Raw genomic sequence first — 14,555 nt, 5'->3', positions numbered from 1 at the left:
GGGCAGCGCGGGACACTGCCGTATCGGCCTCGAGGGCTCGCCCGAGGGCCTCGTCAAGTCGCAACCGATAATCCGCCTCCAATCGCTCCAGACGTTGCAGCAGATCGTCGAAGCGCGCGCTGCCGGTCGAATCGATGAAGCCTCTGCCCAATGCGATGGCGCCCAAGGTGCGGCCCTCGCCGAGGGTCTGGGTCACCGTAGCGGTGGCGACCACCAGCAGTTCGCTGAGCTGGCGCAGTGAGGCCTGGGCGTCCTGGCTCAGCCCTGACTGACTGGCAACTTGCCGGCCGAGTCGCTGCGCCTGGACCAGCAGCCTGTCGAGCTGCACCGCTTTGTTCTGCAGCGACGACTCGGCCCGCGCGCTGGTGAAGGCAGCCGAGAGCTCGGCAAGCTGCGCCTGAGCCACTGCGTCATCGCCTTGCAGGGCAGTGAGTTGCGCTTGCACCTGGTCCTGGGATTGGGTGATACGGGTATCCAGATCGCCGGACTGGCCGGACTGGCCGAGCACCGCATTGATCTGCACCAGGCTGCCCAATTCCTCAAGCTCGGCGCGCAGGCGCACGCTGGCGCTCAACGCAGCGATGCCGTGCAGCTCACTGCGCGTGCTGTGCAACTGTTGGTAAGCGTCGCGCACCAGATAAACGCTGGTGGCCAACATGGGCAGGAAAAACAACACACTGATGAGGCTGAACTTCTGACCGAAGCTCAGCCGATTCATCAGTGCGATGGCCGGGTCGAGCAAGCGCTGCACGGGGCACCTCCTGGATTCTTGTTGTTCTGCAGAGATAGCACTAGGCCACCTGTATAGCGCAGATCGAATCGGAGGTTTGTAACTTAAGGTTAATCGCGCGCCTGGCTGCCGATCAGGCCAGCACCGTCCATAACGCGAAGGCCGCATACCAGAGCACGGCGCTGCGCAAGAGCAGATCCCACAGGCTGTCCAGCCCGGCAAGTGCACGCTGGCTAGTCTCTTGTGGCGCGCTGTCATCGGCGATACGACCAACCTTGGTCACCAGGTGCGCCGCACTGATCTGCCCATTGAGCAGCTCGTGCAGCATGACGCGCATGACCGCGACGAAATTGCCGACCAGCGCGAAGCTCACCGCCAGCACCCGCACCGGCAACCAGTCCAGAATGTGGCGCAATCGCGCTGCTTGCAGCTGCACGGCGGGTTGCCCGGCATGCTCGGCGATCAGCGCCACCAGCCGGTAGGCCAGCGCGGCCAGAGGGCCCAACACGAAATACCAGAAGATCACCGCGAAAAAGCCCTGATATGCCTGCCACAACAGATGCCCCTGCACGCGCACCAGCAGCGCCTGTGGGTCATCGGCCTCAAGGCCCAGGTCGCGCGCGGCCACGTCCCGCGCAGCTTGCTCGTCGCCGCGTCGCCAAGCATCCCGGTAAGGTCCAAGGGCAGCCTTGGCATCGCCGCGCCCCAGGCTGTAGATCAGCACCAGCAGATGCACCGGCAAGGCCAGCAAGCCATAGGCCACCGGCTCGAGCACATGCAGCAGCAACGCCAGCAGCGCCAGCGGCGCTACTACCAGCAAGGTCAGTATCCACCAAGGCTCGACCTTGCCCGTACGCTCCAGACGCGCCAATTCTGCGCGCAAGAAGCCGTCGCGTTGCAGTTGATGGCGCAGGGCCGAGAACTTTTCTATCCACAGCGCCAACAGCAGCACCAGAAAACTCATAGGTTGTCCTCGTTGTCGGTCAGAGCCTGGCGATAGCGCGACCAGTCGAATGCCGGGCCAGGGTCGGTCTTGCGCTGCGGCGCGATGTCGCTGTGGCCCTGGATGCGTGCCACGTCGATGGCCGGACAGGCCGCCTGGATCTGCCGCGTCAGGCGCTGCAGCACGGCATATTGGGCGTCGCTGTAGGGCAGCTCGTCGGTGCCTTCCAGTTCGATCCCGATGGAAAAATCGTTGCAGCCTTCGCGCCCCTCGAAACTGGAAACACCTGCGTGCCAGGCACGGTCGTGCAATGACACGAATTGCGTCACGCCGCCGTCGCGCTCGATGAACAGGTGCGCCGACACGGTCAGGTGGCTGATGCTGGCGAAGTAGGGATGCTCATCGGGGTTCAGCGTGTTCTGGAAAAACTGCTGAACCTTGCCCGTGCCGAAGCAGGCTGGCGGCAGGCTGATGTTGTGGATCACCAGCAGCGAAACCGTCTCGCCTGGCGGGCGGGCGTTGTAATTCGGCGACGGGCAGCGGCTGATGCCGGTTCCGTGGAACCAGCCAGTGGCTCGGTCCAATAGCATGGGGCAAATCCTGAGCGGCGCAGGTACAAGGCCCGAGTATGCCTTGGCTGCTGACCACTGTGCATGTGAATGATTGTAAGGGCGCCGGCTCACGGCGCCGACTGTTGGCGCAGGCCCGCCAGCACGCAGACCAGCGCGCGCTCGAACAACAAGCCGTCATCCAGCAGTCGCGCTTCGCCTCGGCGCAGCGCTTGCGCAAGGCCTGCCGCCGTGCATTCGTGAACTTTCATGCCGGTACGGTTGGCGAACACCAGCCGGTCATTGCTGTCGACCCGCGCCACCAGCTTGCAGCGCAGCGGCTCGTCATCGTCGAGCAATTCTACCCAACTGCCGATGCGCAAGCGCTGCACCAGACGCAATTGCGCTGCCTGCCCATCATGCAGGCCCACCGACAGGCCGGCAGACTCGTCAGCGATCGCCAGCACCACGTCATCGGCCACCAACACCTCGGCAAGTTCGGCACTGCCCGCGGGCAACTCGCTGGCGCCACAGGCGCGCAGGTGCAATTGCTCGAGGTGCATGAAGAATTCGCGGGTGGCTGCCGACTCCAGCGCTACGCTGGCCAGGCCGTCCCGCAGGGCCTTGAGCAGGCCCGGCACCTGTTGCAGCAGGCGCTGCGGGTGCTGCTGGGGGGCGATGCTGGCCAACAGACTGTCCATGGTCGCCAGGGCCTGCTGCCAGGCACTGGAAGACTCGCCATGCTTGAGCCAGGCCATCAACAGCACCTGGCTCCAGGACTGCACCAGCATCTGCACCACCACCTGCGGCAGGCTACGCCCACGCAGGCGCTGGTTGAGCGCCTGCTGCACCTGTTGCCGGGCCTGCAGGGCGCGCGCGCGGCCCTCCTCGGCATCGCGCGTGCGTTGCTCGAGCAGTTCGTTGCGCCGGCGCTCGTCATGACTGAACGCGAGGAAATCTTCCAATAGTTCGGCGAACAGCGCGGGGTCTTCACCGAAGTCACTGAGCAAGCGCTGCACGATCCGCTCTACGCGCAGGTGCAGGCTATCGCGCAATCCGTCATTGCCGGTTTCCCAACCGAAGGCTGCTGCGGCCATTTCGTTCATCAGGCGTCTGACCGGATGACTGGCCCGGCTGAACAGGCTGTTGTCCAGCAATGCCACCTTGAGCACCGGTATATGCAGGCGCATGATCAACGCGCGCAGGCTTTGCGGCAGGTTGTCATCGGCCTCGATGAAGGCGAACAACAGCCCCACCAGGCTGATCACGTCCAGGTCGGCACAGGCGATGCGCCGGCGTGTACCGCTGCGCACACTGACGCGCAACAGCAGCTGCTCCAGTTGCTGGCCCAGCTCGAAGTCTTCATCCTCGCCACTGGCGGGCACGTAGTGCTGCAAGTGCGAGAGCAGGCGCAGCAGGTCCGCCGTGCTGATGGGCTCGGCCGACGCCACGGCTTGCACGCGCGGAGCGATCTGGCCACGGTAAGGCGCCAGCGCACTTTCCAGCGAGCGCATGAACGCTCGCCCAGCCGTGTCTGCGCCGACGCCGGCCGACGCGCGAGCAGCAGCTACCCGCCGCGCTTTCAGGCGACGGTCCTCGGCACGCCGGCACGGCGCCGGCTTCAACTCCGGAAAGGCGCCAGCTGCCGCGAGCAGCTGGTTGGCCTGGGCATACAAGAGGTCGATGTCGCGCAACACATAGCGCTCGAACAGTTTGAGCAGCACCAGCTTGACCCGCAGGCCCACGCCCAGGTTGCGCCCGGCATCGAGGAAATAACCGCACAAGGCGGCCGGCCCGAGCGGGTTGCGCTGCTCGTCGAAGGTGCGCTCGAGCACATAATGCAGGCGCACGGTCAGCTGCTGCAGGGCCACCCCATCACGCGACAGCACCCGCGCGACCATGCCATCGATGGCGACCGCCCGCTCGAGCTGCGACGGGTTGCGCAGATCGCTGTTCGCCGCTTGCACCAGGGGGTCGTAGTGTCCCATCTGCGAGAAGGCTTCATAGAAGGTATCGAGAAAACCGCGCTCGATGCTCTTGCGTTTCAACCGCAGGTCGCGCATGGCCTCGAAGTACAGATTCTGGTCGAAGCGCTCGGTTGCGCGATCGGCCATCTCGAACAGGGTGTCATCGGCATTGTCGAACAAAGCCTGCAAGCCTTGGCGCAGTTGCAAGGCAGCGTTGTCACGAACCTGTAGCAGCAATACCGGAAGGCAAGGCAACGGCGCGCGCTGGCCTCGATCGATGGCGGCCGCCAGGGGCACCACCTTGCCTTCTTTAAGCATCCCTGACTCCTTGTAGGGTGAGCTGAACGAGAAAACCGTTTGTTTCGTCAAAGCTATGACGCCAAATGTTGGGCGCCATTATCGATAAAAAATGTGACAGCCGCCAGCACTGTTATCTGACCCGCTACTGACCATAATTCAACAGCTTATGCTCACTCGGACTGACCAAAGGTCAGTCGCCTCGTGGCGGTACCCCGCGCGGCTGCCCTGCCCTATAATCGCCGGCACCTAGCTTGTGGAGTCCACCATGCCGAATCTACGCCTTGCCGACCTGACCGCCGAGATCGAAGCCAACGTGCGCCGCGCGTTGCTCGAAGACATCGGCAGCGGCGACATTACCGCGCAACTGATCCCGGCTGAGCGCCTGGCCAAGGCCACCATCATCACCCGCGAAGATTGCCTGATCGCAGGCACGGCCTGGGTCGACGCAGTGTTCCGCCAGCTCGATCCGCGCGTGGCGGTGCATTGGCAGGTGGTCGACGGCCAGCGGGCCATGGCCAATCAACCGCTGTTCCACCTGGAAGGTCCGGCACGCTCGCTGCTCACCGGCGAGCGGAGCGCGCTGAACTTTCTACAGATGCTCTCAGGTGTAGCCACCCGGGCACGGGCGCTGGCCGACCTGGTCGAGGGCACTGCGGTGCGCCTGCTCGACACCCGCAAGACCTTGCCCGGCCTGCGCCTGGCGCAGAAATACGCGGTCACCTGTGGCGGCTGCGACAACCACCGTATCGGTCTGTACGACGCCTTCCTGATCAAGGAAAACCACATTGCCGCCAGCGGCGGGGTTGCCGAAGCCGTGGCCGCAGCCCATCGCATCGCCCCTGGCAAACCGGTGGAAATCGAAGTCGAAAGCCTGGACGAACTGCGCCAGGCGCTGGAGGCCGGAGCCGATATCATCATGCTCGACGAATTGAGCCATGAGCAGATGCGCGAAGCGGTGCGGATCACCGCTGGCAAAGCCAAGCTGGAGGCCAGCGGCGGGGTCAACGAGCACACCTTGCGAGCAATCGCGGAAACCGGCGTCGATTACATTTCCATCGGTGCGATGACCAAGGATGTGAAGGCGGTGGACCTGTCGATGCGTCTGAGTCTGTAAGTAAATACCAGGCATGAAAAAACCGGCCAGGGCGGCCGGTTTTTTGTACCTCGATCAGAACGAGGCGTTGGCCAGACCGTCCAGGTAGCGCTCGACGTCCAGTGCCGCCATGCAGCCGGCGCCGGCGGAGGTGATCGCCTGACGGTAGACATGGTCAGCCACGTCGCCTGCGGCGAACACGCCTTCGACGTTGGTGGCGGTGGCGTTACCTTCACGGCCGCCATGGACTACCAGGTAACCGTCCTTGAGGGTCAGCTGACCTTCGAACAGCGACGTGTTCGGGGTGTGGCCAATGGCGATGAATACGCCGTCGACCTTGACTTCGTCACTGCTGCCATCGTTGTTCTTCAGGCGTGCACCGGTCACACCCATGTTGTCACCGAGCACTTCGTCCAAGGTGGCGTTGAGCTTGAGTTCGATCTTGCCTTCGGCGACACGGGCGTTGAGCTTGTCGACCAGGATCTTCTCGGCGCGGAAGGTTTCACGGCGGTGCACCAGGGTCACCTTGCTGGCGATATTGGCCAGGTACAGCGCCTCTTCGACGGCCGTGTTGCCACCGCCGACCACGGCCACCGGCTTGTTGCGGTAGAAGAAGCCATCGCAGGTCGCGCAGGCCGATACGCCCTTGCCCATGAACGCTTCTTCCGATGGCAGACCCAGGTAACGGGCGCTGGCACCGGTAGCGACGATCAGCGAGTCGCAGGTGTAAGTGCCGCTGTCACCCTGCAGGGTGAAGGGCTTGTTGGCCAGGTCGACAGCATTGATGTGGTCGAAGACGATCTCGGTCTCGAAACGCTCGGCGTGTTCCTGCATGCGCTGCATCAGGGCTGGGCCGGTCAGCCCGTGGGGGTCGCCCGGCCAGTTGTCGACCTCGGTAGTGGTGGTGAGCTGGCCACCGGCCTGCATGCCGGTGATCAGCAACGGCTTGAGGTTGGCACGCGCGGCATAGACCGCAGCGCTGTAACCGGCAGGGCCGGAACCGAGGATGATGACGCGCGAATGACGTACTTCAGACATGTCGAACTCCTGTCGAGCCGGCCGCAGCCCCCGGCATCACTGTGCCAGGCTGCGCCAGCTGCAATTTAAAAAGGACCCACGCAGCACTTGGGGAAGGCTACAACGCGCAGGTCCTTGAACCGTAAACTTGAGCGCACTGTAGCGAGGAGGCAAAGATTAAGGAAATATCCTTCGACAATCCACCTCATAGGCAACCTCTATCCGCCCCAGCGTCCTCTCGCATGGGTTGCGCGCTTTGTTACGACCGATGTCTCAGCGTGCATGCGCCTTTCGTCGCTGTCACAAACTCGGTAAGGTCAGCGCGTTTCCCCATTATGCGGAGTATCCCGATGCCAAGCCCTGTCCTCTCCGGCCCCCAGTACCTGCGCGAGGGCCTGAAACTGGTGCTCAGCCCAGGTCTGCGTCTGTTCGTGCTGCTGCCGCTGACGATCAACCTGCTGTTGTTTGGTGGCCTGATCTACTTCGCCGGCCATCAGTTCAGCCTCTGGCTCGATGCCTTGATGCCGACGCTACCCGACTGGCTAAGCTTTCTTTCCTACATCCTCTGGCCGCTGTTCGTCGCCCTGTTGGTGCTGATGGTGTTCTTTACCTTCACCTTGGTTGCCAACGTCATCGCCGCGCCGTTCAACGGTTTTCTCGCAGAAAAGGTCGAGGTGGTGGTCCGCGGACAAGACCCGTTCCCGGCGTTCAGCTGGGGCGAACTGGTGGCCATGGTGCCGCGCACTTTCGGCCGCGAAATGCGCAAGCTGGGCTACTTTCTGCCACGCGCCATCGGTTTGTTCATCCTGTCGCTGATCCCCGTGGTCAACGTGATCGCCGCCCCCCTGTGGCTGCTGTTCGGGGTGTGGATGATGGCCATCCAGTACATCGACTACCCGGCCGACAACAACAAGATGAGCTGGCAGGACATGCTCGCCTGGCTGCGTCAGAAACGCTGGCAGTCCCTGGGGTTTGGCGGCATCACCTACCTGGCGTTGCTGATCCCGGTGGTCAACGTGCTGATGATGCCGGCGGCGGTGGCTGGGGCAACGTTGTTCTGGGTGCGCGAGCGCGGCTGATTCGACCAGGGGCTGGTGAGCAGCCCCGTGCACGGCAATGGGTCTATCGTTGCGTGACCCATTTGGTCATCAGGCCTGGCTCAATCAACAAGGCGCTCAACCCGAGCAACAAGGCCATCACGAACAACCAGCGCGCCCCCGAAAACGCCAGGGTCAGCCCGGTCAAGAATATCCACAGACCTTGCAGCGGGCTGTAGCTGCGTTGATTCATCAGCGCCAGGTAATGAAGCAAGGCGACTCCGGTGAATACCATGACGAGAAAGATCAACGCCACGCCCAATACCTGGAACATCATGAAGATCTGCCCGTAGGACGACAGGCCTTGGGTGTAGAAACTCAAGAAGGTATGCTGAGTAGCCAGGGGGGTCAGGGCGGGATCGAAGGATACCCTCGCCAATGACAGCAGCGCTGCGCACGCTACCAGAATCGAACAGGGTGCGGCGATGTACAACGCCCAACTGCTCGAGGTGAATTGCCCTTTGAAAAAGGACACCACGGCAGTGGTCAAGCTGAAGGCCAGCAATGTCAACAGCAGCCCCATCAAGCCATTGTGCACCTCGTCGAAGTGGACTGCATATTTCCACACCAAAAAGGCCAGGCCCAAACCGGCACCGATCAAAATGACCATGGTGCCCTTGTCATCATCACCTGAGGACGTGCGCGGATCGGTGACGATCACCTTGGTGAGATAGACGTTTTTCGTCTGGCTGACTGTGACGGGAGCATTGACCGTCGGAGCGCTGGTCAACCCTGCGAACAGCGCACCGAGAATAACGCCCATCAACGGCCCCCAGATCCAGGCCTGTAGCGTTGCGTTGTGAATCAAATCCAGCATGGTCTGCATAAATCCTCTCTGATGTGGAGGGCAGACGGGTTATGCCTGAATTGCAAAAGGCGTCCCCTGCCTAGCCTGTGGAGGGCAATCACATCATGGAGTGACCTAGGAGATTCCTGAGAACGCTGTAGGAAATGTCTCTTTCACACGCTGATAGGCTGGAAACGATCGTGCGCAAGCCCTGATGAGGTTCAGCGGTTTGCATGGCAGCGGCGCCTGATTGCACCACGCAGGGGTACATAAATAGAGCCTTTACGGTTCATCGATGACTTCCAATCAGTCCCCGGCCCTACTCCCAGGGCCCCTTAGCATTGGAGCGCAACCATGGAATTCACCGACGTCAAGGCCAAAGACTTCATCGACCTGTCCGCAATCCCTGAGCACTTGCAGGGGTCGGCGATCGCCGAGCAGCGGGTCAAATGGCGCCTGCGCGAGGCCTTGCAAGCCGTGGGGATCGATGAGCCGATCGAGCGGCTGCACTACACCACGTGGGATGCGGACAGCGGGGAGGTCAACTACAGCCAGCCGCTGATCGAACTGCTGGTCGATGCCGTGCTCAACAGCGAAGCCCCTGGCATCGGCCTAATGGGTGGGATTTTCGGCGCCCGTGGGGTCAATAGCGAGCAATACCATCTGCAGATCGACCTGGCGGCAGTCAATGAGGCCTGCGCGCAGGTCTATCGGCATATCAAGCAAACAGAGCAAGCCGGCTGATCGCTAGCGGGCGGGAAGGGCCTGTGCTGTGCCCTTTCCGCTCGCCGCGGCCTCAGAGGCTCAACTGGCTGGAAAACTGGCCTACCGCGTCCACCACCTTTTTCGCCCCGTCCTGAATCTCGACGATGACCCCACCGGTGTCGGCCGCCAACGCCAGGCCCTGCTCGGCCTGGCGCTTGCTGGTGTCGATGATGTCCACCGCCGCCTGGGCCAACTGCTCGTTCTGCTGCACCACCTTGGCGATCTCCTCGGTCGCGCTGCTGGTCCGCGAGGCCAGTTGGCGCACCTCGTCGGCGACCACGGCAAAGCCGCGGCCTTGCTCGCCGGCGCGCGCCGCCTCGATGGCGGCATTGAGCGCCAACAGGTTGGTCTGCCCGGCAATATCGCTGATGGTCTTGATGATCGCGCCAATCACCTTGGACTGCTTGTCCAGTGCCTGGATGCCTTCGGCCGCGTTCTGCATCGAGCCTTCCAGCCCACGCATCACCTCTACCGTCTGGGTCACCACTTCGGTGGCGCGGCGGGCGCAGCCGTCGGTTTCCAACGAGGTGGTGTAGGCAATGTCTGCGGCCTGCGCCACCGCCTGCTCCTGGTTGACCTGATCGGTGATCACGGTAGCGAACTTGACCACCTTGTACAGCACATCATGGGCGTCGAAGATCGGGTTGTAGGAAGCTTCGAGCCAGATCGTGCGGCCATGGGCATCCAGGCGCTTGAAGCGGTCGGCAACGAACTCACCGCGCCGCAGCTTTTCCCAGAATGCCTGATACCCGGCAGCATTGGCTTCGCTCGGCTCGCAGAAAATCCGGTGATGCTTGCCGCGCAACTGCTCGAGGCTGTAGCCCATGGTGTGCAAGAAGCGCTCGTTGGCAGTCAGCACTTCTCCATCGAGGTTGAACTCGATCACCGCGGTGGAGCGCATCAACGCCTTGATCAGGCTTTCATGTTCACGCGAGGCGGCAATGGTGCGAGTCAGATCGCTCGAATGCAGGGTGAAATAGCAGATCTGCCCTTGGGCGTTCTTCACCGGCTGCAGAATCGAGCGTAGCCAGGCTTCCTGGCCGTTGCCCCGCAGCAGGCGGAACGCACCGTTGAGGTGCTCGCCACGGGTGATGGCGTGCTTCATGCGCTGATAGAAGTCGAGTTTCTTCACATGTGCCGGGACGATGTCTTCGATGTTGCGCCCTATCAGCTGCTCGGCGCGGTAGTGCATTTCGCTCTCGAAATTGCCGTTGACCTGCTCGATACAGCCCTGGGGGTCGAGCTGCAGCACCAGCATCTCGCTGTCGAGGCTGTTCTTGACCTGCTCGACGGCCATCAGCTCTTCGCGCAGTTGCTGGATTTCTTTCTTGAGCTTGTTGTTGAACATCACCGCTCTCCCGGAGCGCATCTGCCGATTCGGATGCTTCTTCATCGGCTGCAGCGCCTGCCGCTTGAGTACCGGCGCGAAAGAAAGCTGGCCGGCGTCATCGCAGCGTCATGCAGTGGTCATGTGTCCGCAACCGTGCAGCTCGACACTTGACCGATGAATACACGTGCGCTGCGCATCACCCTGGTCAGTGAAACCGCCCCTGCGCAGATGGGCGGCGAGGCCCACACCCTTGCGCAACTGAGCGAAGGGCTGCGTCGGCGCGGCCATCGGGTAGAAATTGTGCGGACCCGCCATTGCGACGAGGCCATGCGCGCAGGGCCCGAGCTATTGCTCTGCCGCAGCTGGCGGCTTCCGGGGTACCCAGCGCTGCAGTGGGGCGCTGTTTCCATGCATACGCTTACGCGCCGCTGGCGCCGGCAGCGTCCCGACGTGCTGTACATTGCCACCGAAGGGCCTTTGGGCCTGAGCGCCTTGCGTGCCGCACGGCGCTTGGGAATTGCCGTGGTCAGTGGCTATCACGCCAACGTACCGCGCGTGTGCGACCAGCTGCGCCTGGGCGCGCTGGTGCGCGTGCTGACCCACTACCTGCGCTGGTTTCATCGGCGCAGCGCTGCCACCCTGGTGCCCAGCGTCAGCCTGAGCCTGGCCCTGCAACGGCGCGGTTTCGCGCATGTGTCGGTGCTGGACCGAGGGGTCGATGCGCAACTGTTCAACCCCAGCCGTCGCAGCCAGGCCCTGCGCGAGCGCTGGGGCCTTGGCGCTAAGGACATCGCCGTGCTGCACGTCGGTCGACTGTTGCCGGAGAAAAACCTGGCACTGCTAGCGCCCTGCTGGCACGCCTTGCAACACCAGTCTGCGCAGCGGCGACTGCGGCTGGTCATCGTGGGCGATGGGCCCTATCGCGCCACCTTGCAACGCCAGTTGCCAGACGCGCTGTTCTGCGGCGCGCAAACCGGCGAGGCACTTGCCGAACACTACGCCAGCGGCGACCTGTTCCTGTTTCCGAGCCTGCATGAAACCTTTGGCAACGTGGTGCTCGAGGCCATGGCGTCGGGACTGGCAGTGGTGGCCTACGATCAAGCGGCTGCCGCCCAGCATGTGAGTCCCGGTCACAGCGGGGCGCTGGCCATGCCAGGCGATCACCGTGCATTCATCGAAGCCGCCTGCTGGCTGCTCGAAGACAGCGAAACACTACGCCGGGTGCGCTTGAACGCCCGGCAGCACGCCAGTCGCCAAAGTTGGCCGGCGGTCGTCGAACAGTTCGAGTCGTACTTGCTGGCCGCCTGCCACCAGAGCGCACGGACGCCACTGGCGGCAGGCGCGGCGCTTGCCATCAAGCCAGGTGCGCCAACGCCTCGCGGCTGAACGGCAAGACCTCCGCTTCACGCCCATCGCGCACCTTCTGCGCCCATTGGGCATCCACCAGCAAGGCCCGGCCAACTGCCACCAGGTCGAACTCCTGATCGTCGAGCCGGCGCAGCAAATCTTCCAGACTCGCAGGTTGGGCAACCTTGTCGGTATCCACCATGAATTGCAGGAATTCGCCGTCTAGCCCGACGCTCCCTACGGTGATGGTCGGCTTGCCGGTCAGCGTGCGGGCCCAGCCCGCCAGGTTGAGCACCGAGCCTGGGAATTCAGGTTCCCAGAAGCGTCGCGTCGAGCAGTGAAAGATGTCCACGCCCGCGGCGGACAGCGGAGCCAGAAACACCGCCAGCGCTTCGGGGGTATCCACCAGTCGGGCACTGTAGTCCTGCTGTTTCCATTGCGAGAAGCGGAAGATGATCGGAAAGTCCGGCCCGACCGCAGCCCGCACCGCCTGGATCAGTTCGATGGCAAAGCGCGAGCGCCCGGCCAGATCCCCGCCATACTCGTCGCTGCGACGGTTGCTGGCAGCCCAGAAGAACTGGTCGATGAGGTAACCGTGCGCGCCATGGATTTCCACACCGTCCATGCCGATGGCCTTGGCGTCACGCGCCGCCTGGGCGAACGCGGCGATCACTTCACGGATATCCTCGTGGGTCATGGCATGAACCAGCACCTGGCCGTCCTTGACCTTTTCGCTCGGACCGTAGCCCGGCACGCTGGCATCCGGCTCGGTGCCCAAGCGACGCACCGCGCCGACATGCCACAACTGCGGCACGATGCGCCCACCTTCGGCATGCACGGCCTCAACCACCTGCTGCCAACCTGCCAGCGCATCCTCGCCGTGGAAACGCGGCACGTTGGCATAGCCGTTGGCGGCGCGGTGCTCGACCGTAGTGCCTTCGGTGATGATCAAGCCGACACCTGCCGCAGCACGCCGCCGGTAATACTCCACCACACCGGCATGCGGGACGCCGCCAGGGCAAAAAGTCCGGGTCATCGGTGCCATGACCACGCGGGTCGGCAATTGCAGTGCGCCGAGGGTGACGGGCTGGAACAGTGCGTTGCTGGGCATGGGGGGCTTCCGCTTGAATGGACGATGCGCCAGAGCCTAGGGGCTGGCGGTACGCAAGCCCAGCATTATTGATAGGAGTGATTCGTCCTTACAGCAACGCCTTGTCGATCGCTTGCAGCACCGCTGGATCATCCGGCGCCGTGCGTGGCGCAAAGCGCGCGAGCACTCGGCCATCCTTGCCGACCAGGAATTTCTCGAAATTCCAGCTGATGTCGCCAGGAAACTCGGCCCCCTCGCCGGCCAGCAGGCGATACAGCGAGTGGCGCTGCGGCCCATTGACCTCGAGCTTGGCCCCCAGGGGAAAACTGACGCCATAATTCAGGCTGCAGAACTCCTCAATGTCTTTCTCGCTGCCCGGCTCCTGCCCGGCGAACTGGTTGCAAGGCAGGCCAAGCACGTTGAAGCCCTTGCCCTTGTATTGCTGCTGCAGCTTTTCCAGCGAAGCGTACTGCGGCGTCAGCCCGCACTTGGAGGCGACATTGACCACCAACAGCACCTGGCCCTTGAACGGCGCCAGGGGCAGGTCTTCGCCGTTCAGCGCCTTCAACGTCAGCTCGTGAAATGCACTCATGATCATTGCCCTCTCAGGTTCACGGTTGCCGCGGTGGCGAATGGCGCCCACTAAAAAGGCGCCCGTCCGAGCCGCGCGCCCCCTGTGGGAGGCATGCCGGCTGGTCCGAGCGCCTGGCGACTTTCTGAGCTTAGCGCAGAAAATCAGTGGTGATGGCCACCTTCGCCGTGCACGTGGCGGTGCGCGATTTCTTCTTCGCTGGCATCACGCACGTCGACGACCTTGACCTGGAAGTTCAGGCGCTGGCCAGCCAGTGGGTGGTTGCCGTCGACAGTGACGTCATCGCCGTCGATGTCGCGGATGGTGACGATCTGCATCTGGCCGTCCGGCGCCGAAGCGTGGAACTGCATGCCGACTTCCAGTTGGTCGACGCCTTCGAACAGGCTACGGTTCAGGGTGCTGACCAGCTCGGCCAGGTACTCGCCGTAGGCGTCTTCCGGCTCGATGGCAACGGTCAGCTCGTCGCCGGCTTGCTTGCCTTCCAGGGCTTTTTCCAGGCCTGGGATGATGTTGGCGGCACCGTGCAGGTAAACCAGCGGCGCACCACCGGCGGAGCTGTCGATGGTCTCCCCGGCGTCGTTGGTCAGGGTATAGTCGATGGAGACTGCCTTGTTGGCGGCGATCAGCATGGGGCAAGACCTTTTGCAAAAGTATGTAGAGCGCACAAGTGTAACCAAGGCACCGTCCGATTGCGACCGCAGTGCGGACCAGGGGCGGCCCATCAGTCGGATCACCGGCTTTCATCAGGACCAGGAAGGCCACTGGGTGGTCGAGTTGTCCTGCGGGCATACCCAGCACCTGCGCCACCAGCCGCCCTGGCAGGCGCGCCCGTGGGTGCTCGATGGCGCTCAGCGCGCGCAGCGCATCGGCCAGGTATTCGCCTGCGGCTGGTGCGCACGAGGGGCCGATGGCGCTACCCTTGGGCGTTGATTCCTTGCACCGCTTATTT

13 protein-coding genes and 2 pseudogenes are annotated in these 14,555 nt (G+C 63.2%); 5 read left to right on the top strand and 10 right to left on the bottom strand.

Annotated elements, in window-relative coordinates:
• Nucleotides 1–863: 863 nt before the first annotated feature.
• The 3 genes from ampE to ACLEJW_RS00790 all read right to left on the bottom strand — a co-directional run bounded on the left by ampE (nucleotide 864) and on the right by ACLEJW_RS00790 (nucleotide 4,506).
• Nucleotides 864–1,694, bottom strand: a complete 831-nt coding sequence (gene ampE, locus ACLEJW_RS00800) for a regulatory signaling modulator protein AmpE (protein ID WP_313296525.1) — start codon at nucleotides 1,692–1,694, stop codon at nucleotides 864–866.
• The gene (ampD, locus tag ACLEJW_RS00795) at nucleotides 1,691–2,263 is read right to left on the bottom strand and encodes a 1,6-anhydro-N-acetylmuramyl-L-alanine amidase AmpD (RefSeq protein WP_313296522.1); all 573 of its coding nucleotides are present in this window, start codon (nucleotides 2,261–2,263) and stop codon (nucleotides 1,691–1,693) included. Before ampD ends, ampE begins: the two co-directional genes overlap by 4 nt.
• Before the next feature lie 89 nt (nucleotides 2,264–2,352).
• Nucleotides 2,353–4,506: a DUF1631 domain-containing protein gene (locus ACLEJW_RS00790; protein WP_313296520.1), complete on the bottom strand. Its 2,154-nt coding sequence runs from the start codon at nucleotides 4,504–4,506 to the stop codon at nucleotides 2,353–2,355.
• 247 nt (nucleotides 4,507–4,753) lie between these two features.
• On the opposite strand from ACLEJW_RS00790, the gene nadC reads away from it, so the two are divergent.
• Entirely contained in the window at nucleotides 4,754–5,602 is an 849-nt protein-coding gene (gene nadC, locus ACLEJW_RS00785; RefSeq protein ID WP_145191863.1) for a carboxylating nicotinate-nucleotide diphosphorylase, read from the top strand.
• Nucleotides 5,603–5,656: 54 nt separating this feature from the next.
• On the opposite strand, the gene trxB is transcribed toward nadC, so the two are convergent.
• Nucleotides 5,657–6,619, bottom strand: a complete 963-nt coding sequence (gene trxB / locus ACLEJW_RS00780) for a thioredoxin-disulfide reductase (protein WP_440776847.1) — start codon at nucleotides 6,617–6,619, stop codon at nucleotides 5,657–5,659.
• A gap of 329 nt (nucleotides 6,620–6,948) precedes the next feature.
• Between trxB and cysZ the strand changes: the two genes are divergently transcribed.
• The gene (cysZ, locus tag ACLEJW_RS00775) at nucleotides 6,949–7,677 is read left to right on the top strand and encodes a sulfate transporter CysZ (protein ID WP_145191857.1); all 729 of its coding nucleotides are present in this window, start codon (nucleotides 6,949–6,951) and stop codon (nucleotides 7,675–7,677) included.
• Between the two features lie 43 nt (nucleotides 7,678–7,720).
• Here the strand turns inward: cysZ and ACLEJW_RS00770 are convergent, their stop codons facing one another.
• On the bottom strand, nucleotides 7,721–8,512 hold the full coding sequence (locus ACLEJW_RS00770; RefSeq protein WP_313296513.1) for a hypothetical protein: 792 nt from the start codon (nucleotides 8,510–8,512) through the stop codon (nucleotides 7,721–7,723).
• A gap of 324 nt (nucleotides 8,513–8,836) precedes the next feature.
• Between ACLEJW_RS00770 and ACLEJW_RS00765 the strand changes: the two genes are divergently transcribed.
• Nucleotides 8,837–9,226: a hypothetical protein gene (locus ACLEJW_RS00765; RefSeq protein WP_313296510.1), complete on the top strand. Its 390-nt coding sequence runs from the start codon at nucleotides 8,837–8,839 to the stop codon at nucleotides 9,224–9,226.
• 52 nt (nucleotides 9,227–9,278) lie between these two features.
• Here the strand turns inward: ACLEJW_RS00765 and ACLEJW_RS00760 are convergent.
• Both ACLEJW_RS00760 and ACLEJW_RS00755 read right to left on the bottom strand, forming a co-directional pair.
• Nucleotides 9,279–9,638: pseudogene (locus ACLEJW_RS00760) on the bottom strand (methyl-accepting chemotaxis protein); the annotation flags it as partial.
• Between the two features lie 228 nt (nucleotides 9,639–9,866).
• Nucleotides 9,867–10,505, bottom strand: a pseudogene (locus ACLEJW_RS00755) (PAS domain-containing protein); the annotation flags it as partial.
• Nucleotides 10,506–10,751: 246 nt separating this feature from the next.
• Here ACLEJW_RS00755 and ACLEJW_RS00750 point away from each other — a divergent pair.
• The gene (locus ACLEJW_RS00750; RefSeq protein WP_440776846.1) at nucleotides 10,752–11,963 is read left to right on the top strand and encodes a glycosyltransferase family 4 protein; all 1,212 of its coding nucleotides are present in this window, start codon (nucleotides 10,752–10,754) and stop codon (nucleotides 11,961–11,963) included.
• Here the strand turns inward: ACLEJW_RS00750 and ACLEJW_RS00745 are convergent.
• From ACLEJW_RS00745 to ACLEJW_RS00735, 3 genes are all read right to left on the bottom strand, one after another.
• Nucleotides 11,932–13,035: an NADH:flavin oxidoreductase gene (locus ACLEJW_RS00745; protein ID WP_440776845.1), complete on the bottom strand. Its 1,104-nt coding sequence runs from the start codon at nucleotides 13,033–13,035 to the stop codon at nucleotides 11,932–11,934. The genes ACLEJW_RS00750 and ACLEJW_RS00745 overlap by 32 nt on opposite strands.
• Before the next feature lie 88 nt (nucleotides 13,036–13,123).
• The gene (locus tag ACLEJW_RS00740) at nucleotides 13,124–13,606 is read right to left on the bottom strand and encodes a glutathione peroxidase (RefSeq protein ID WP_145191842.1); all 483 of its coding nucleotides are present in this window, start codon (nucleotides 13,604–13,606) and stop codon (nucleotides 13,124–13,126) included.
• A 143-nt stretch (nucleotides 13,607–13,749) separates the two neighbouring features.
• Nucleotides 13,750–14,235, bottom strand: coding sequence for an FKBP-type peptidyl-prolyl cis-trans isomerase (locus ACLEJW_RS00735; RefSeq protein WP_313296495.1), 486 nt, complete (start codon nucleotides 14,233–14,235; stop codon nucleotides 13,750–13,752).
• Here ACLEJW_RS00735 and ACLEJW_RS00730 point away from each other — a divergent pair.
• A complete protein-coding gene (locus ACLEJW_RS00730; protein WP_145191837.1) occupies nucleotides 14,234–14,536 on the top strand; it encodes a DUF3565 domain-containing protein in 303 nt (100 codons plus the stop codon). The genes ACLEJW_RS00735 and ACLEJW_RS00730 overlap by 2 nt on opposite strands.
• Nucleotides 14,537–14,555 lie beyond the last annotated feature (19 nt).

Origin of the sequence: Pseudomonas sp. SMSB3, from assembly GCF_052041965.1 — a bacterium.
Lineage (GTDB): Bacteria > Pseudomonadota > Gammaproteobacteria > Pseudomonadales > Pseudomonadaceae > Aquipseudomonas.
This window is presented reverse-complemented; position numbering and strand designations above follow the sequence as displayed.